Here is a 17,808-nt window from a genome sequence, read left to right on the forward strand (position 1 = left end):
CCGCTCGTCTCTAACCTGGGCCGAAAGCAGATTGATATAGCACTCGTCATATAACTTTCTCGCCACGGCAACTTCTCGTTTTTTATATGTGCAACGTCGCTAACTGACAAGTTTGCGTCGCAACTAGCAAGTTGCCTGATCGTTGTAGCCGCTGAGGCGCGAAGCGCTCGTAAAACCGGCAATTTCGGTATGCTTGAGAGGTCGAGCGGCCTGGTTTTACGACTGCTGCGCAGCCGATCGCAGCCTCGCTTCGCTCCTCAGCGGCTACAGGTCCGGGTATCCCTAAAACCATTGTCACTTGACGTCATCAGGGTATTTGGGTTTCCATGAAACCGGTTTCAGCGCCCACCCGCGAAATCGCCTGCGATAACACCAATAAAAGGTTTCAGGCCGTGAACAGTTTTTCCGCAGCTCAACGCTCCCGCGTAACCATGCTCGATGTTGCCCAGCGCGCCGGCGTCTCCAAGGCCAGCGTGTCACGCTTTATCGGCGAAGACCGCGCCTTGCTCTCCGTAGCCATCGCCGAACGGATCGAGCGCGCCATCAATGACCTGGGCTATCGCCCAAATCAAATGGCCCGTGGCCTGAAACGCGGACGCACACGGCTGATCGGCATGCTGGTGGCCGATATCCGCAACCCCTACTCCATTGCCGTCATGCACGGCGTCGAAACCGCCTGCCGCCTGCACGGCTACAACCTGGTGGTGTGCAATACCGACCGTAATGACGAGCAAGAGCGTCAGCATCTGGCAGCGCTACGCTCCTACAATATCGAAGGATTGATCCTTAACACCCTTGGCCATGACCCTGACGCACTGCAAGAACTGCATCAGGAAATGCCCATCGTGCTGATCGACCGCAAAGTCGAGCAACTGCATACCGATCTGGTCGGCCTCGATAACGCTGACGCGGTGCGCATGGCTGTGGAGCATCTTGAGCAGCAGGGCTATCGCGATGTGCTGATGGTCAGTGAGCCGGTCGATGGCACCAGTTCGCGAATCGAGCGCATCGACAGTTTTACCCGCCAGTTGGCCGCGCGCCCTGCCCTGCACGGCGCCGTAGTAAAAACCGGTACAGGCCTTCGTGCTGCCATCCAGTCCTTCATGCAAGCACCCGGCCACGGCCCCAAGGCCATATTTTGTGCCAACGGCCTGGCTGCGCTGGCTTGTACCCAAGTGCTGCGCGACTTGAATTGCCGCTTGTTTGAAGACGTGGGCCTGATTGCCCTGGATGACCTGGAATGGTTCCCGCTGGTGGGTAACGGCATCACTGCCCTGGCCCAGCCTACGCAACAGATCGGTGCCAGCGCTTTTGACTGCCTGCTTAAACGCCTGGGCGGTGACAAATCTGCACCCCTGGCACTGGATTTTGCCCCTCAATTGATTGTTCGCGGCTCAACCCGATCACCCATGACTGCCTGACACATTACCGGCTGACAACCTTGACCCGGTTACCGGCCGTTTGATGCACAACAAAATGAAACCGGTTTCAGAGAATAATGACAATGACTACATTTCCCGTTTCCATCAGTTTGTCGAGCTACGGTGCCGATCTGGTTCGCCAGCGCGGCCAGGCCAGCTTTATTGAAGTGTTGGCCAACGCCGGTGTGTCACGCATCGAACTGCGCGAAGAACTGCTGACCACAGAAGATCCGACCACATTCAGCCAAGCCGTGCAGGATAACGGGCTTGAATGCGTGTTCTCATCGCCACTGGAACTGTGGGAAGCCGGGCAATCGCGGCCCAATACCCAACTGCTGGCCACCTTGCAGCGCGCCCACGCTTTCGGCGCCCAATGGCTGAAAGTGTCACTGGGCTATTTCACCGAACACTGTGACCTGCAAAACCTCGCTGCCCTGCTCAACCAGCAACCTGTACGCCTGCTGGTAGAAAACGACCAGACGTCCTACGGCGGGCGCATTGAGCCCATGCAGCGTTTTTTCGATCAGGTTGAACAACAGCAAGCGCCAATCAGCATGACCTTCGATATAGGCAACTGGCACTGGCAGGATCAGTCGGCCAGTACCGCAGCCCGCCTGCTGGGCCGCTACGTCACCTACCTGCACTGTAAAGGCGTGAGCCGTCGCCCGGACGGCAAACTGGTCGCCACACCGCCAACCGACACCGACCTGCAGCACTGGCAGCACCTGATGACCCATATGCCCCACGGCCTGACCCGGGCCATCGAATATCCGCTGCAGGGCTCGGATCTGGACGGCTTGACCCAGGAACACGTCGCCGTACTGGCGCGCTTGAGCCAAAAACAACAGGAGTTGAGCCATGTCTAAGGTCGATGTGCTGTCGTTTGGCGAAACCATGGCCATGCTGGTGGCTGAAGAAACTGGCGATCTGGCCCTGGTCGAACGGTTCCACAAACGCATCGCCGGGGCGGACAGCAACGTGGCCATTGGCCTTGCGCGACTGGGCTTCAATGTCGCCTGGTTGAGCCGAGTGGGCGCAGACTCCCTGGGGCGCTTTGTACGCCATGCACTGCAAGCCGAAGGGCTGAACTGCCAGTACGTGACCACTGATACGCAACATCCCACGGGCTTTCAGTTCAAATCCCGCGTTGACGACGGCAGCGACCCACAGGTGGAGTACTTCCGCCGGGGCTCGGCCGCCAGCCATATGGACCGCTCCGTGCTCAACCCGCAGTTGTTCGGCGCCCGCCACCTGCACGCCACCGGCATACCGCCTGCGCTGTCGGCCAGCTGCAATGAACTGTCCTTTGAGCTGATGAAGTCGATGCGCGCAGCAGGTAACAGTGTGTCGTTCGATCCGAATCTGCGCCCATCGTTGTGGGCCAGCGAACAACAGATGATTCGCGACATCAATGCGCTTGCTGCCCACGCCGACTGGGTTCTGCCGGGCTTGAGTGAGGGCCGGCTACTGACAGGTTTTGAAGACCCGTCCGATATCGCCGCCTTCTATCTCGATCAGGGTGCTGAAGCCGTGATTATCAAACTGGGGGCCAAAGGCGCGTTTTATCGCACCGCCCAGGTTGAGCAGTTTGTCCCGGCTGTGCCGGTGGCCAACGTTATCGACACCGTGGGTGCCGGTGATGGCTTTGCCGTCGGGGTAGTCAGTGCCTTGCTGGAAAATCTCGGTTTTGCCGAGGCCGTACAGCGCGGCAACTGGATTGGCAGTCGCGCCGTACAGAGCCGCGGCGATATGGAAGGCCTGCCCACCCGCGACGAACTGAACCACTACAACGCGCTGCACGCGCCTCTTGAAACACCGCTATCTGCTTGACCTGTCACCTGCTGCGAAAAAACAAAAACAAGCTCAGGAGCACCCTCTATGCAATCCCTAAAACTCGCCGCCCGTCGTTGGTGGTACATCATGCCGATCGTGTTTATCACCTACAGCCTGGCGTACCTTGACCGTGCCAACTACGGTTTCGCAGCTGCCTCAGGAATGGCCGAAGACCTGAACATCACTCCCGGGCTGTCGTCGTTGCTGGGCGCGCTGTTCTTTCTTGGCTATTTCTTCTTCCAGGTACCCGGGGCGATCTACGCCCAGAGAAACAGTGTGAAAAAGCTGATTTTTGTCAGCCTGATCCTCTGGGGCAGCCTGGCCACATTGACCGGCGTGGTGTCCAACGCCTACTGGCTGATTGTTATCCGTTTTACCCTCGGAGTGGTTGAAGCCGCCGTAATGCCGGCCATGCTGGTGTACCTGTGCCACTGGTTCACCCGTGCCGAACGCTCGCGGGCCAACACCTTCCTGATCCTGGGCAACCCGGTGACCATGTTGTGGATGTCAGTGGTATCGGGTTATCTGGTGCAGCATTACAGCTGGCGCTGGATGTTTATCGTCGAAGGTCTGCCTGCAGTGCTTTGGGCCTTTATCTGGTGGCGCCTGGCCGATGACCGTCCAAGCGAAGCCAAATGGCTGAGCAATCAGGAGAAACAAGACCTGCAAAGCGCACTGGATGCCGAGCAAGTGGGCCTCAAGCCGGTGAAAAACTACGCTGCAGCGTTCCGTACGCCCGCCGTTATCCTGCTGGCCTTGCAGTTTTTCTGCTGGAGCATCGGCGTCTACGGCTTTGTCCTGTGGCTGCCTTCGATTCTCAAGCAAGGCGCGCAGATGGACATGATCGAAGCTGGCTGGCTCTCGGCCCTGCCCTATTTGGCAGCCGTGATTGCGATGCTGGTGGTGTCCTGGGGCTCGGACAAAATGCAAAAGCGCAAACGCTTCGTCTGGCCACCGCTGCTGATCGCGTCTGTGGCGTTCTACGCTTCCTACATGCTGGGCGCTGAACACTTTTGGTGGTCCTACGCGCTCCTGGTCATTGCCGGGGGCTGCATGTACGCCCCTTATGGTCCGTTTTTCGCCATCATTCCGGAAATCCTGCCCTCCAACGTGGCCGGTGGCGCAATGGCGCTGATCAACAGCATGGGCGCACTGGGCTCGTTTGCCGGTTCATACCTGGTGGGTTACCTGAACAGCTCCACCGGCTCGACGGGGCCGTCCTTTCTGCTCATGAGCGGCGCGCTGCTGATCTCGGTACTGCTGACCCTCATGCTCAAACCCGCTGCCAAAGACCCTGCTGCGCCGCAACACAGCACCTCGCAACGTCTGGCCCACTCTTGAATTCAATGTCGGTGAATCCCTTGAAAAAGAATGTAGTGCTCTACAAAGAACTGTCCCCGGAACTGATGCAGCGCCTGCAAGCCCAGGCCGATATCACGCTGATCAAGAAGCTTGACGCCGCAGGCATGGACCAACTGCGTGCCGCCCTGCCCCGGGCGCAAGGCATTCTGGGCGCAAGCCTGAAGCTGGATGCGCAACTGCTGGACCTGGCACCGAACCTTGAAGCAGTCGCCAGTGTGTCGGTGGGTGTCGACAACTACGACATCGACTATATGACCGAGCGCAAGATCCAGCTCACCAACACGCCTGACGTGCTCACCGAAACCACTGCAGACACCGGCTTTGCCCTGGTTCTGGCCAGCGCCCGGCGGGTGGTGGAACTGGCCAATATGGTGCGCAATGGTCAATGGGTGAAAAACGTTGGCCCCGAGCATTTCGGCACCGACGTTCACGGCAAGACCCTGGGTATTATCGGCATGGGCCGCATCGGCGAAGCCCTGGCCCAGCGCGGCCATTTTGGCTTCGGCATGCCGGTGATTTACCACAGCAACTCGCCCAAACCCGCAGTAGAGGCGCGTTTCAATGCGCAGTACCGCAGCCTCGACGAGCTGCTGCAAGAAGCCGACTTTATCTGCCTGACCTTGCCCCTGACCGCACAAACCGAGGGTTTGATCGGCGCCGAGCAATTTGCCCTGATGCGCCGCGAGAGCATTTTTATCAATATCTCCCGAGGCAAAGTGGTGGACGAAGCGGAGCTGATCAACGCCCTGCAACAAGGCCAGATCCGCGCTGCCGGGCTGGATGTGTTCGAGCGCGAACCGCTGGAACTGACCTCGCCCTTGCTGAAGCTGGATAACGTGGTGGCCACGCCACATATCGGTTCGGCCACCTTCGAAACGCGCGAGGCCATGGCCCGTTGCGCGGTCGAAAACCTGCTGGCGGCATTGGCCGGTGAACGCCCGGCCAATCTGGTCAACCCGCAAGCATTGCGCTAGTTACTTGCCGCTTTTGATATTGGTCCAGACACGCGTGCGTACCCGGTCAATATTCAGCGGCATGGCCTCCAGGGCAAACAGCTTGTCCATCATGGCGGGGGTTGGATAGACCTTGGTGTCAGCCTTGATTTCAGGGCTGACCAAGGCATCGGCCTGCTCGTTGCCATTGGCGTAGTGCACGTAGTTGGTGATCCCGGCCATTACATCCGGGCGCAGCAGGTAGTTCATAAAGCTGTAAGCAGCTTTTTCGTCAGGTGCATCGGCGGGCATGGCAACCATGTCAAACCAGATGGCGGCACCTTCCCTGGGAATCGAATAACCGATTTCGACGCCATTTCCGGCCTCTTTAGCGCGGGTTTCGGCCTGCAAGATATCGCCAGAGAAGCCTACGGCCACGCAAATATTGCCGTTGGCCAGGTCGCTGGTGTACTTCGATGAGTGAAAGTAGCTGATATAAGGTCGGACCTTGAGCAGCATCTCTTCAGCTTTCTTGTAGTCAGCCGGGTTTTTGCTGTGATGAGGCAACCCCAGGTAGTTGAGTGCCGCTGGCAAGATCTCCGGGCCATTATCCAGAATCGCCACGCCGCAGGATTTGAGTTTCTCCATATTCTCGGGCTTGAAGATCAGATCCCAGGAATCCACCGGCGCGTCATCCCCCAGCACGGCTTTTACTTTGGCGATGTTATAGCCAATGCCGGTGCTGCCCCACAGGTAAGGAAAACCATGTTCGTTGCCCGGATCATTGACCTGCAGTGCCTTGAGCAGCACCGGGTTGAGATTCTTCCAGTTTGGCAACTGGCTCTTGTCGAGCTTCTTCAGCGCCTTGCCCTGGATCTGCCGCGCCATAAAGTGGTTGGACGGAAACACCACGTCATAACCGGATGAGCCCGTCATCAACTTGCCGTCCAGCGTTTCGTTGCTGTCAAACAGGTCATAGCTGAAAGCAATGCCGGTATCGCGCTGAAAGTTCTTCATCGTGTCAGGGGCAATGTAATCCGACCAGTTATAGACTTTTACGGTTTCACCGGCCTGACACAAGGTAGTGGCCAGCATCAGGGGCAACAGGCTTATACGGATCATGATTCGATTCCTTGCATGTTTTGGGCAGCTGTTTTTATAGGCAGGTTTCGGCGATCAAAGGATCAATACATAGGTCTTGCGCACGGTTTCCTGGATATCCCAGATACCGGTGCTGTTGGCAGGCAACATCAGTGCATCGCCCGCTTCTATGGTCAGGGTTTCACCGTTGTCCGGGGTAAAGGTGCAGCGTCCTTGAATGAAGTGGCAGAACTCCTGCTCCATGATCTGCCGGCGCCATCGGCCCGGGGTGCATTCCCAGATACCGGTTTCGACGCCGTCGTTACGTTCCACGCAGGTCACCGAGGTCACCGCCACCGGTGTACCGAGGGGCGCGGCCACGGGGAAAGACTCCTGCAACGTCACCTGGGCGGTGTTTTTGAACTGGGTAATGCTCATGGCGTGCTTCCTGTTGAACGCAAATGTCGGATTACTTCATAAAGCCTTCCATCACCCCGGCCAGGCGGCGGGCAAATTGCCGACGCCAAGGCGGGCTGTTGGGGTTGGCCAGGGTTTTGTCTTCGTACACAAAGCTGCGAATGATTGCGTTGTAGCCCAGCCAGCGGCACGGCTCTGGCTCCCAGCTCTTCAGCGCACCCAACCCGCCTTCGGTCAAGACCCAGGGCTGGCGGACTTCCAGGGTGTCGCGCTGCAGGATCAGGTCGGCCAGGGTGCGCCCGCCCAGATGGCTGGCCCCCACGCCCTCGCCACCGTAGCCGCCGGCCAGGGCAATGCCCTGCTGCCGATCACACAGCATGTGCGGCTGAAAACGTCGCGACATCCCCAGGTTGCCACCCCATGCATGGCTGATTTCGACGTTTTTCAGTTGCGGGAACAGTTCGCTGAACAAATAGCGACGCAGTTCGATTTCATCGCGGCTGAGGTCAAAGTTCTCACGCAGGCGCCCGCCAAACTGATATCCGCCCCGGGCACCAAATACCAGGCGGTTGTCGGCCGTGCGCTGGCCGTAAGTGACCTGACGGCTGCTCTCACTGAAGGCCTGGCCCTTGCACAGGCCAATCTCGTCCCACGTGGCTTGAGGCAATGGCTCTGTTGCCACGATCAGACTCTGTACCGGCAGTTGATAGCGGCCCAAAGGCGCCAGGGTGTTGGCATAACCTTCCACGGCAGGCACCACCCAGCGGCTGCGCACCTGCGCCCTGGCCGTGCGTAGGAACCCTGCCTGCCACTCGGATACCGGGCTTTGTTCGTAGATCTGTACACCCATGCGCTCAACGGCGCGGGCCAAACCACGCACCAGTTTGGCCGGGTGAAGGGTGGCGATGTGCGGTGTGAAAATCCCGCCATATGGCCGGTTGATACGGATCTGCTGCGCCAGTTCGGCCGGGGTGAGCCAGCGGTAGTCGGATTCGTTCAGGCCTTGGGCATACAGGCTGGCCAGATAACTGCGCAAGCTGGCCTCCTGCTCCGGGTAGCGCGCCGCGCAATACAAGGCGCCCCCTTTACGGTAATCGCAGTCGATACCCTCACGATCGATAACATTCTTCACTTCATCAGGAATACCGTGCAACAAGTCGAAGGATTCCCGGCGCTGCTCCCCAGGCAACCCTGCAAGCAAGCGGTCTTCGCCCAGCAGGTTGCCCATCAGCCAGCCGCCGTTGCGTCCGGAGGCACCAAAGCCCGCTGTTTGTGCCTCGACGATGGCAATGCTCAGTTCAGGCGCATGGCGCTTGAGGTAGTACGCGGTCCACAGCCCGGTATATCCGGCGCCGATGATAGCCACATCGACATCCAGATCGTGCTCAAGGGACGGTCGGGGTGCGAGTTCCTCCCCAAGCTGGTCCATCCATAAACTGATTGAGCACCATGCTGGCATTGCCGACTCCACACCGATCCAGGAATGGCTCGATCCTAGTCGCAGGCATCAGGGCGCGTCTTGCGTGCGTGCCCGCAAAGAAATTTGTTTGGCATAAGCCTTGGGCGATTGCCCGGTGTGCTGGCGAAAACAGCTGTAAAACGCCGAAATCGAGTTGAAGCCTGCCGAAAAGGCCAACTCATCAACCTTGACCGACGTCTCGGCGGCATCCATCGCAGCCAGTACATGGCGTAATCGTGCGTGATTGAGATAGCGGTAAAAGCTTTGCCCCAGCACCTGATTGAACAGATACGACAGCTGATTGCGTGTATAGCCACAGGCTTTGGCCACTTGTTGCAAGTCCAGCTCGGGGTCGAGCCAGGGTTGCTGTCGTTCGAAGTAGGTTTGCAGGTCACGGGCCATAAAGCCCAGCTGCCGCGCCGAAAGCCCCAGGCGGCTGACCGCGGGGCGTGTTGAGCCCTGCCGTGCCGGATTGACGGCTGACTCATGAACCAGCGAGGCGTACTCGTTGACGCGCCAGATCAAACCATCGCGCACGGTAATGGCTTCACTGGCACGAAATGACACCAACCCCTGGCTGCCGCGCAAGGTCATGCGGTACTGAATAAAGGCGGTATTGCCATCCAGACGGATGCGATCACTGTGCTCAAGGGCTTCATCCGGTTCTCTGGGCATGGACGACTGCACATACTCGCGCAGTTCATTGAACACCATGACCCGATTCTGGAAGAAGTCGTTGTAGGTCACATCGGGGTGATACAACGCCATTACCCCGTCCAGATCCCGATGCTTCCAGCACAGGTGGTAACGCAGCACGGTTTCGCCGGTGGCGCGGGTATTTTCGGGACCGTCGTCTGGAGCTGGCATGGGGGGCTCGAAGGTAAAAAAACACAGAGTGCCGAGTTTGCCCATGGGCTTCAATGGGTACTGGCTGCGGATAAATAACCTAAGTGCATGATTCACATCAAAGTACGGGCAAACAACCGGGTTGCGGGAAAAATAAGGCTTAGCAGCAACTCTCCCGGGTGGTAGGTTTGATCACGAAATACTTGAAAACCTATGCGGTCAGAAACAACCGCCCCTTATCTTGAGCTAAAGGAATTGCTCTATGTACCCCATGGACAACATCAACAAAGTCACCTTCCCCAATGCCTGCCAACTGATGCGCTGGCATTTCCACCCGATGGGCTTCGAGGCAACCATGGACGCACCAGGCAGCATGGTCGCCCGCTTGTTTGACCGTGCCAGTGGTGAAACCGTGATTACCGTCGCCGGTATCCCCTGCTCGGCGGTCATGACCCCCGGTCAAGTGGGGCGCCTCATTCAATGCGTAGAAGACGAACTCGAGAGTTTTGTGCCGCCGCTGGCATGGCAGGCACAGGCCTGATTTTGCAGCGCCTGTAGATGCTCTGTGGCAGATCAGTACCCTCTCCGTGCGGGAGAGGGTTGGGCTAAGGGGCTTTTGACTGCGTATCAATCCCCTGATGCTGTACCTTCACGTCGCGGATCGGCACCACCCACCCAGCCGTTGTTGTCACGCACAATAATCTGCGTGCCACTGGTCATTTCGATCAGCGCCACCTTGTGCCCGCGGTCTTGTAACTGTTGCACCAGCGCCGGGCTGAACCGGCCAGCCTCAAGCTCAGTGTCCACATTGCGGCTGCCAAAGTTGGGCAGGCTGATTGCGTCCTGGGGGTTCAGCTTCCAGTCCAGCAGGCCAACCACCGACTTGTTGACGTACTCGATGATTTGCGAGCCACCCGGTGAACCAATAGTTGCGACCAATTCGCCACTTTTGCGTTCGAACACCAGGGTCGGGGCCATTGAAGAGCGCGGGCGCTTGCCCGGCTCGATGCGGTTGGCCACCGGCTTGCCGTTTTCTTCGGGAATAAACGAGAAGTCGGTGAGCTGATTGTTGAGGATAAAACCCTGGGTCATTACGTGCGAACCAAACGCAGCCTCAACCGAAGTGGTCATGGCGATCGCCCCGCCCTGGTCATCGACAGCGGAGATGTGGGAGGTCGAAATGCGCAGTGGCGAGCGATCAGGGGCCAGGGCAAGGTTAATGCCTGCCGGAACACCGGCCTCGGCACGGCCCATGCTCTTGTCACCGATCAGAGCGGCCCGCGTCCTGAAATAGGCTTTATCCGTCAGCCCTTTCACATTGACTGGTACGAAGTCGCTGTCCGCCAGGTACTGTGCCCTGTCAGCGTAAGCCAGGCGCTCGGCTTCTGCGATCAGGTGTACCGCTGAAGGCGAAGGCTCAAGACCTGCACCGGAGCTGCTCGGTACGGGGGGCATGCTGGCGAGATCGAGGGCCGGGGATTTATCTTGCAGGGCCTCAAGAATCCCCAGGGTCTGCAACACCGCGACACCGCCCGAAGACGGTGGTGGCATACCGCAGACTTGCCACTGCTTGTAGTCCGCACACACCGGTGTGCGCTCCCTGGCCTGGTAACCACTGATATCCGCCAGGGACAGGGTCCCGGCACGAGGGTGGGATCGAACGTTGTCGACCATCGCCTGCGCGACGGCCCCCTGGTAAAACCCATCGGCGCCACGGCTGGCAATTTTTTGCAAGGTGCGTGCAAGTTCCGGGTTTTTCAGCAAGGTGCCAACCGGCAACGCTTGCCCTTGAGGTGTAAGGAAATACCGGGCCATTTCCGCCGAGCCGGCGATAAACCTGTCGGCGGCGATTTGCGTATGCAAGCGCTGGGAAACAGGAAAACCTTCGCTGGCCAGTTTGATTGCCGGTAGGAACAGATCACTCCAGGGCAGTTTGCCATGCTGCTGATGGGCCATTTCCAGCGCCCTGAGCACCCCGGGCACGCCGACTGAACGTCCGCCTATCTGGGCCTCGGAGAAAGGCATCGGTTGACCATCTGCCCCCATGAACATCCCCGGGGTGGCACCTGCCGGAGCAGTTTCGCGGCCATCATAGGCCTGCACCCGCTTGCCGTCCCAGTACAGAATAAACGCACCGCCGCCGAGGCCACTGGACTGGGGTTCAACCAGTGCAAGTACGGCTTGCATGGCGATTGCTGCATCGATTGCCGAGCCGCCCTTGCGCAGTATTTGCTGCCCCGCCTCAGTGGCCAGCGGGTTGGCTGCAGCAGCCATATGCCGGGTGGCGTGTACCGGGGCCATATCGGTACGCAAACCCGAGGCTATTTCGGGCGCAGGCGGCAACTCGGAGGGCTTGTGCTGCTCGGACTCCCCGGTACTGCATCCGGCCGTCCACAGGGCCATGGCTGACAAGGCGAATACGCGCAGACTGTTGTTTTTGGCAAACAGGAGATCAATCAAAAGGTATTCCTTCAATTATTGTCAGTGAGTCGCAAGTCCTGAAAGAACGCCTTGCCCTGGGGCACACGGTCCGAGGCCCTGGGGATATTCGGACCCTGGGCATCCTGGTTTTCCACATACCAGTAACAATGCTTCACTGCCCGGGTAATACCGACATAGGCCAGACGCAGGATTTCATCTTTCTGGGCATTGTCATACGGCTCGGGGTCACCCTCCTTACCCAGACCGGCCATGCGGTAAACCTGGTTCTTATAAGGTGAGGTTGTCAGATGCTGACAATCCCCAAGCAGGAAAACAGCATCCGCCTGCAAGCCCTTGGAGCTGTGATAGGTCAGCTGCTTGAGCCTGCGATCTTCCGGCGCCAACCTAGAATCAACATTAACTACTGATTGAATATCCTTTTCTATCAGTAACTTATCGCTGCTTTTTCGAAACAACATCAAGATACTGTCCCCGGCGTTGTAATGCTCGATCAACTGCGCGGCCAACCCCTGGTCATCGCGATGCAACACATTGACCGGGACTGCCACCTTGGGCTCACCGCTGGCCTTGGCCCGCTTGCCGGCAATGGACGGCGCGGCACGCACGATATGTTCGGCGGCATCGATGATGTGTTGATGGCTGCGAAAGTTGTCACTGAGCATCACCCGGGTGGTGGCAGGTGACGGAAATTCCTTGTTGAACTCCATGAAGTATTTGGGCGAACTGCCCCGCCAGCCGTAGATCGATTGCCAGTCATCGCCCACACACAACAACGATGAACGCTGGGCTCCACGGCCTACATGCATGGCCGGGCCACGGCTGCGGATCTCGCGCAAGCTGGCGCGTAGCCAGGACACGATCTGTGGTGAGACATCCTGAAACTCATCAATCATCAAATGCGACAACGGCCGCAGTTGCTCATGGCTGAGCAGCTTGAAGTTCTGCGGGGTGTTCTCGCCAAACAGGGAGAACATGCGGTTATAGGTCATCACCGGCGGGGTCTGTGCCACCAGGTGGTCTTCCAGCGCCCGCCAGAACAGGCTCAAGGCCTCAAAAAAGAAACGGTCCGGATCATCCTTGGCAAAGCGCATATCGCCCACTGCGGCGGCCACGTCCAGCCCCAGGTTTTCAATAAAACTGGCGGCGGCGACAAAACTGTCGAGCAAAGGCGCCGAGCCCAACTCACCTTTGAGCTTGTAATCAAAGCCGGGGCCTGCGCTGGCATCCCCGGCGAGGGCACTGACTACACGCTTCGCAGACTCGTAGTTTTCCAGCCATATCAATGGTTTGCTGCAAAAAGCTTGAAACAGGGTGCGCTTGACTGCCCACTCGGCGCGCACGCTGAGCTTGGCCCCGGGGCGGCAGATCTGCGGGTTTTCACGGGGATCGAAGCCCAGTACCACCCAGGCATCCAGCTCGGCAATATAGCCGTGGCAATGGAACTGCGCGCCATTGATCTCGATGGTTTCGCGGTTGGGCTCAATGCCTTTGATCGGCCAGGCGCCGGCGGCAAACCAGAGGTCTTCCAGGGTGTCGCAGAGTTCTTCGTCGCGCCTGGCGGCCAGTTCGGTCACCGCCATGCGCTTTTGCACATCTGGATGGTCGCGCTCCAGCTCCTTGAGCTGCAAGGCATGCAGTCGCAGTGGTGCCAGGGTCTGACGGAAGCGCTCATCGCGGTTATATAGCCCGTGATAACAGGCATTCAGTTGCTGACGCTGGGCATCGTTGATCCGCAGGTCAAACGGGTTGCTGTCGGTCTCGTCGTCGTTGAGCAGGCTGCGGCTATTCAGGGTCTCGAAGGCCTGTAACTGGCTATAGCCGGGCAAGCTGCGCACCATGGGCAAAATCCGCGAGTGAAAGGTACGCACCACATCCCGGGCTTCCTTGAGCGACAGATTGCGCCCCCACAAGGCGAAGATTTCCTGCAGCTTCTTGATAAAGTCCTTGCGCGACTCCCGGGTAAAGGTCACCACGGTCATCGAATCGAGTTCAAAGCCCAGGTAATGGGTCAGTAGCAGAATGCGCAACACCAGCGAGGTCGACTTGCCGGCTCCGGCGCCTGCAACCACCGAGGTCGACGGGGTATCACTGAAAATCATCTTCCACTGTGCGGCACTGGGCTGGGCATGCTCGGGCAGGTTGGCAGCCACGTCGGCCTTGATCAGCTTTTTCAGTTCCGGGCCCAGCGGCAGGCGCCAGTCATCGAACAGGTTCTCGTCGATCCCGGGAGCACGCAGCTCCTGCGGGCGCATATCGCTGATAAACAGCACCTGGCGACCCTCTTCGAGCCCTTCGGCATGCCCCTCCTTGAAACCGTAATCCACCCCGGCACTGTGCCCGCTGCGGAACCCGTCTGCCTGGCCCTGCAGCCAGGACGGCGCATGTTGCGCGCGCAAACGGCTCAAGCCACTGCCAAACACACGCGCGGCAAGGCGCTTGAGCAAGGGCAATCGGGTAATGGGGGCAAGGTCTTCAGGCAGTTCGGGATTGTGTTGCGGCACGCTGACTCCAGGGTGTGAGGCTGTCCGGGTGGAGGGGCTATGGTCACCCCATTGCGCGCCGATTTCTAGCTAATTGCTTGGGCATCAGCCGTTTAGAGCCTGTTTTAAAGGTAAATAGCGATTGACTGGCTTGCCAATGCATCTATTAAACCGATTGGTTTAACGCATTTTTTCAGCTTTTTATCGATATGTTGCTGATGGAGAATCACCTCATCGCCAACCGGTCAACCCTTGGCACCCTTCTCAGGAGAAGCATCATGCTTGAACTCAGACCTTTCAATACGCTGGGCGGAGCAAACCACGGCTGGCTGGACGCCCATCATCACTTTTCGTTTGCCGAATACTACGACCCGCAGCGGATGAACTGGGGCAACCTGCGGGTCTGGAATGATGACGTGATCGCCCCCGGCACCGGCTTCCCGAAACACCCGCACCGCGACATGGAAATCATCACTTATGTCCGCGAAGGTGCTATCAGCCACGAAGACAATCTGGGCAACAAGGGTCGTACCGAAGCCGGGGATGTACAGGTGATGAGCGCCGGTACCGGGATTGCGCATAGCGAATACAACCTGGAGTCCACACCGACCCGGATCTTCCAGATCTGGATCGTACCCAACCAGCAGGGTGATGCTCCGGCGTGGGGCGCCAAGCCTTTTCCCAAGGGCGGCCGTGAGGGTTTTGTGACCCTGGCCAGCGGCAAGGAGGGTGACCCTGAAAGCCTGCGCATTCGTGCCGATGCGCGACTGGTAGCGGCGAACCTGAAGGCCGGGGAAACCGCCGAGTACCGTCTGGACAGCGGCCGGCGAGCCTACCTGGTGCCTGCCACCGGGGTGATCGAGGTTAATGGTCTTCGGGCCAGCGCACGGGATGGTGTGGCCGTTGTCGATGAGACCCTGCTACGGGTCACCGCGATTGAAGACAGCGAGATTGTGCTGGTGGATGTGGCCTGATTCGCCTGTTGCGGCGGTCGACCAGCCTGTTAGAAGCAAGAGTGCGCTGCGTAATCTCCTGTCGCCGCTGCCGAGGAACGCAGCCTTCGTTGCCGGCAGCGGCGACAGGATCGTGGCAGGCTTTGGGCCTTTAACATCAGCCGTTTCGTACGACGTTTCGCTTTCATTCCAATGAAACATCCTAGAAAATCTTGCTCGCTTGCGCCGCCTAAAATCGGGGAATAGTCTCGTCCCATCGCTGCAAAATCAGCGGTCGGGTTTAGTCGCCCGGTCTTTGTGTTTGGCGCAAGGCGCCACCTCCGTGAGGCGCTTTTTACGGCCTGCGTTTTATGGTGGCCGTGCGCAGGGTGCCCTCGGGCACACCGGTTCCCAAACACGCCGGACGACTAACCTGCGCACGGCTGCCACCCCATTCGTTTAGTCGCGAAAAGTGGCAGCTCCCTTAACGTGTTTGGAGTTAAGCCATGAAAAAGATCACCCCCGACCCACCCGTTTTACCCCTCGATGCTGCTGACGGTAACGACCCGTTGCTGGACCGTGCCGCCACCGACCGTGCGCTCAATTTCTACCTGCAAGGCCATAGGCCCGTTCGCGCTTCGGGCACGGCCCTGTTTGCCATCCCGTCCAGTGTCAATTCAGAAGCGGCCCTGGCCCAGGCGTCAGACTTGTTGCGCTGTGCGGGTGCCTGCGCGAATGAGGCGGGGAATGGCTTGAGCGGCCCTGCGCGCGACCTGGTGTTGTCGACCCTGCACCTGGTGGAGCTGGCCAAGGGGTATGTCGACAAGTCGCTGGACACGCTGGTAACGCACTAAAGCAGCACGCGCCTGATTGGCGACAGGCGCGTTATTTCTTTCATGTGTTTGCTCCTCCGGGATCTATGGCCAGGGGTTTACAGCCCTCAAACCTGCAATAGCGGTGAGCAGCCACAACGGCTCAAGGTCAAAAAAGACCCCGGCGGGCATGGAGCAGCAAAACTTGATTCGGAGCGGGTTTTAGCTTCTTATCGATTCGCTCTGAACTTATCAGAGTCGTTATATCTAAATAGCCGTAAACATTTTTATCTACGTCATGGAGACATTCACGAATGCTTACCGCAAAACTGCTGCGTCACACCTGTGCCCTGGCGCTGTTCGGCGCACCATTGGCAGTGATGGCAGCCCCAAGCACTGACCCGCTCTTCACCGTCGGTTTACTGGGCTCCTACACCAAGTTCAAATTCGAAGGGGGTAGCAAATCCGACAAGGAGGATATGGGTCAGGCCGGTGTGTTCGCCAACTTTGGCAACAAGATGACCGCCGAATCCGGTTTCATCTACCAGATCGGTGGTGAAGCCAAATACAGCAAGAAAAACGACAACAAGCTCAAGGAAGCCCAGGCCGACCTCGACCTTGGCTGGCGCGCAGCGCTGGATGCCCGCAACTTCGTCGACGTTATCGTCGGTGGCGGTTACAGCTGGACCCGTTTCGAACCTGAAATCAACGACCTGGACACAACGTTGACCTTCAAATCGCCGTTTGCCAAGGCCGCACTGGGTTACAACCACCAGTTCGACACCTCGACCCTGCGTGTAGAAGTAGGCGCCCGTCACGCTATGGATGGTCGCGCACGGCTGAAAGTCGACGGCTTCGGCAGCGGCAACGTCGACATGAAAGACCGCACCAACCCCTACGCTGAAGTTTCGCTGCTGATGAACCAGAACGGCGATATGCCGATCAATGCAGGCGTGTACTACACCCGTACGGAGTACAAAATCGACGAAGATTCGCCGATTGCCGACAACACCAAACTCAAGCGTGACGAGTTCGGCGTGAAGGTCGGCCTGGCATTCTAATCGCTTCTGGCAGGCCCCTTCAGCTGTCGGGGCCTGCATCGGCCGCATCACCGCGGCTGCCCCTGCCTGATTCAGGCATCACTCAATGAGCCTTTTGCTGCGGAAAATCTATTTGCTTCCTGCACATAGAGGACGCTATGCCGTTATCGAACTTTATGCCAGGTAAGCCGTCAAATTCTGTACAGGCAGGATTCTTACTCTCCTGCATACATCTCTTGATCACTTTCGATTCAGGTGAATGACATGCGTATTACATTACCCGCCCTGGTGCTGGGCATCGTGATTTCGCAGGGAGCAATGGCTGCCGGGGATGGATCTGCCGCGGTCGGAGGCGGTGTTGGCGGCGCACTGGGCAATATTGTCGGTCAACAGCTGGGCGGCTCTTCAGGAGCGGCCATCGGTGCAGGTGTGGGCGCCGCTGCCGGTAGTGCAGTGGGTGCACCCAGAGGCAGTAAAACCGAAGCCGCCATCGGTGGCGGCGTCGGTGGCGCTGGCGGCTCGCTTATCGGCGGTCAACTGGGCGGTTCCACCGGCTCTACCATTGGTGCCGGGCTGGGTGGCGCAGTAGGTGGTGCAGTGGGCAATAACCTTGGCGACGACGGCGACAGACACAGCTCCGGCGGCAAGGGTAAGCACAAGCACAAACATAAGCACCGTTGACTTTCCAGTGTCCAATGGCCAAGAGCCCGACTTCGTGTCGGGCTTTTTTATTCGATATCTGGCGGCCCGCC

Annotated in this window: 16 protein-coding genes; 10 read left to right on the plus strand and 6 right to left on the minus strand. The window is 58.6% G+C overall.

What is annotated here, in order from left to right; translation table 11 throughout:
* Positions 1-392 precede the first annotated feature (392 nt).
* The 5 genes from ACP7BE_RS04650 (at position 393) to ACP7BE_RS04670 (ending at position 5,590) form a co-directional block, all read left to right on the plus strand.
* Positions 393-1,421, plus strand: a complete 1,029-nt coding sequence (locus ACP7BE_RS04650; protein ID WP_095018558.1) for a LacI family DNA-binding transcriptional regulator — start codon at positions 393-395, stop codon at positions 1,419-1,421.
* Positions 1,422-1,504: 83 nt separating this feature from the next.
* The gene (locus tag ACP7BE_RS04655; protein ID WP_095000149.1) at positions 1,505-2,287 is read left to right on the plus strand and encodes a sugar phosphate isomerase/epimerase family protein; all 783 of its coding nucleotides are present in this window, start codon (positions 1,505-1,507) and stop codon (positions 2,285-2,287) included.
* Positions 2,280-3,251, plus strand: coding sequence for a sugar kinase (locus ACP7BE_RS04660; protein WP_095026224.1), 972 nt, complete (start codon positions 2,280-2,282; stop codon positions 3,249-3,251). The genes ACP7BE_RS04655 and ACP7BE_RS04660 overlap by 8 nt, the downstream gene beginning before the upstream one ends.
* 48 nt (positions 3,252-3,299) lie before the next feature.
* Entirely contained in the window at positions 3,300-4,595 is a 1,296-nt protein-coding gene (locus ACP7BE_RS04665; RefSeq protein WP_426104930.1) for an MFS transporter, read from the plus strand.
* Between the two features lie 20 nt (positions 4,596-4,615).
* Positions 4,616-5,590 carry a 2-hydroxyacid dehydrogenase gene (locus ACP7BE_RS04670; RefSeq protein WP_426104932.1) on the plus strand — a complete coding sequence of 325 codons (975 nt, stop codon included), beginning with the start codon at positions 4,616-4,618 and terminating at the stop codon, positions 5,588-5,590.
* On the opposite strand, the gene ACP7BE_RS04675 is transcribed toward ACP7BE_RS04670, so the two are convergent.
* From ACP7BE_RS04675 to ACP7BE_RS04690, 4 genes are read right to left on the minus strand one after another with little or no spacing between them, the layout of a single operon-like run.
* Complete coding sequence (locus ACP7BE_RS04675) at positions 5,591-6,670, minus strand: polyamine ABC transporter substrate-binding protein (RefSeq protein WP_095000146.1); 1,080 nt, start codon at positions 6,668-6,670, stop codon at positions 5,591-5,593.
* Between the two features lie 54 nt (positions 6,671-6,724).
* Positions 6,725-7,066, minus strand: coding sequence for a cupin domain-containing protein (locus ACP7BE_RS04680; protein WP_095000145.1), 342 nt, complete (start codon positions 7,064-7,066; stop codon positions 6,725-6,727).
* A gap of 31 nt (positions 7,067-7,097) precedes the next feature.
* Positions 7,098-8,504 carry an NAD(P)/FAD-dependent oxidoreductase gene (locus ACP7BE_RS04685; protein WP_426104935.1) on the minus strand — a complete coding sequence of 469 codons (1,407 nt, stop codon included), beginning with the start codon at positions 8,502-8,504 and terminating at the stop codon, positions 7,098-7,100.
* 48 nt (positions 8,505-8,552) lie between these two features.
* On the minus strand, positions 8,553-9,371 hold the full coding sequence (locus ACP7BE_RS04690; protein ID WP_095000619.1) for a helix-turn-helix domain-containing protein: 819 nt from the start codon (positions 9,369-9,371) through the stop codon (positions 8,553-8,555).
* A 241-nt stretch (positions 9,372-9,612) separates the two neighbouring features.
* On the opposite strand from ACP7BE_RS04690, the gene ACP7BE_RS04695 reads away from it, so the two are divergent.
* The gene (locus tag ACP7BE_RS04695) at positions 9,613-9,891 is read left to right on the plus strand and encodes a DUF1652 domain-containing protein (protein ID WP_176464278.1); all 279 of its coding nucleotides are present in this window, start codon (positions 9,613-9,615) and stop codon (positions 9,889-9,891) included.
* 86 nt (positions 9,892-9,977) lie between these two features.
* On the opposite strand, the gene ggt is transcribed toward ACP7BE_RS04695, so the two are convergent.
* Both ggt and ACP7BE_RS04705 read right to left on the minus strand, forming a co-directional pair.
* The gene (gene ggt, locus ACP7BE_RS04700) at positions 9,978-11,753 is read right to left on the minus strand and encodes a gamma-glutamyltransferase (protein ID WP_426105358.1); all 1,776 of its coding nucleotides are present in this window, start codon (positions 11,751-11,753) and stop codon (positions 9,978-9,980) included.
* Between the two features lie 68 nt (positions 11,754-11,821).
* Entirely contained in the window at positions 11,822-14,293 is a 2,472-nt protein-coding gene (locus tag ACP7BE_RS04705) for a UvrD-helicase domain-containing protein (RefSeq protein ID WP_301448757.1), read from the minus strand.
* Between the two features lie 257 nt (positions 14,294-14,550).
* Between ACP7BE_RS04705 and ACP7BE_RS04710 the strand changes: the two genes are divergently transcribed.
* The 4 genes from ACP7BE_RS04710 (at position 14,551) to ACP7BE_RS04725 (ending at position 17,737) form a co-directional block, all read left to right on the plus strand.
* The gene (locus tag ACP7BE_RS04710; protein WP_426104938.1) at positions 14,551-15,246 is read left to right on the plus strand and encodes a pirin family protein; all 696 of its coding nucleotides are present in this window, start codon (positions 14,551-14,553) and stop codon (positions 15,244-15,246) included.
* Positions 15,247-15,710: 464 nt separating this feature from the next.
* Positions 15,711-16,058, plus strand: a complete 348-nt coding sequence (locus ACP7BE_RS04715) for a DUF6124 family protein (protein WP_095023364.1) — start codon at positions 15,711-15,713, stop codon at positions 16,056-16,058.
* 272 nt (positions 16,059-16,330) lie between these two features.
* Positions 16,331-17,077, plus strand: a complete 747-nt coding sequence (locus ACP7BE_RS04720) for an outer membrane beta-barrel protein (protein WP_095000140.1) — start codon at positions 16,331-16,333, stop codon at positions 17,075-17,077.
* Positions 17,078-17,320: 243 nt separating this feature from the next.
* Positions 17,321-17,737: a hypothetical protein gene (locus ACP7BE_RS04725; RefSeq protein ID WP_095000139.1), complete on the plus strand. Its 417-nt coding sequence runs from the start codon at positions 17,321-17,323 to the stop codon at positions 17,735-17,737.
* Positions 17,738-17,808 lie beyond the last annotated feature (71 nt).

Source organism: Pseudomonas sp. TWR1-1-3 (assembly GCF_049896805.1).
Taxonomy (GTDB): Bacteria; Pseudomonadota; Gammaproteobacteria; order Pseudomonadales; family Pseudomonadaceae; genus Aquipseudomonas; species Aquipseudomonas bubulae.

Coding starts and splice junctions, on each gene's coding strand:
- ggt (WP_426105358.1), bottom strand. CDS start 11,753: ATGGCCCTGTGGACGGCCGGATGCAGTACCGGGGAGTCCGAGCAGCAC.
- ACP7BE_RS04725 (WP_095000139.1), top strand. CDS start 17,321: ATGCGTATTACATTACCCGCCCTGGTGCTGGGCATCGTGATTTCGCAG.
- ACP7BE_RS04690 (WP_095000619.1), bottom strand. CDS start 9,371: ATGCCAGCTCCAGACGACGGTCCCGAAAATACCCGCGCCACCGGCGAA.
- ACP7BE_RS04685 (WP_426104935.1), bottom strand. CDS start 8,504: ATGCCAGCATGGTGCTCAATCAGTTTATGGATGGACCAGCTTGGGGAG.
- ACP7BE_RS04695 (WP_176464278.1), top strand. CDS start 9,613: ATGTACCCCATGGACAACATCAACAAAGTCACCTTCCCCAATGCCTGC.
- ACP7BE_RS04680 (WP_095000145.1), bottom strand. CDS start 7,066: ATGAGCATTACCCAGTTCAAAAACACCGCCCAGGTGACGTTGCAGGAG.
- ACP7BE_RS04660 (WP_095026224.1), top strand. CDS start 2,280: ATGTCTAAGGTCGATGTGCTGTCGTTTGGCGAAACCATGGCCATGCTG.
- ACP7BE_RS04715 (WP_095023364.1), top strand. CDS start 15,711: ATGAAAAAGATCACCCCCGACCCACCCGTTTTACCCCTCGATGCTGCT.
- ACP7BE_RS04675 (WP_095000146.1), bottom strand. CDS start 6,670: ATGATCCGTATAAGCCTGTTGCCCCTGATGCTGGCCACTACCTTGTGT.
- ACP7BE_RS04665 (WP_426104930.1), top strand. CDS start 3,300: ATGCAATCCCTAAAACTCGCCGCCCGTCGTTGGTGGTACATCATGCCG.
- ACP7BE_RS04710 (WP_426104938.1), top strand. CDS start 14,551: ATGCTTGAACTCAGACCTTTCAATACGCTGGGCGGAGCAAACCACGGC.
- ACP7BE_RS04720 (WP_095000140.1), top strand. CDS start 16,331: ATGCTTACCGCAAAACTGCTGCGTCACACCTGTGCCCTGGCGCTGTTC.
- ACP7BE_RS04655 (WP_095000149.1), top strand. CDS start 1,505: ATGACTACATTTCCCGTTTCCATCAGTTTGTCGAGCTACGGTGCCGAT.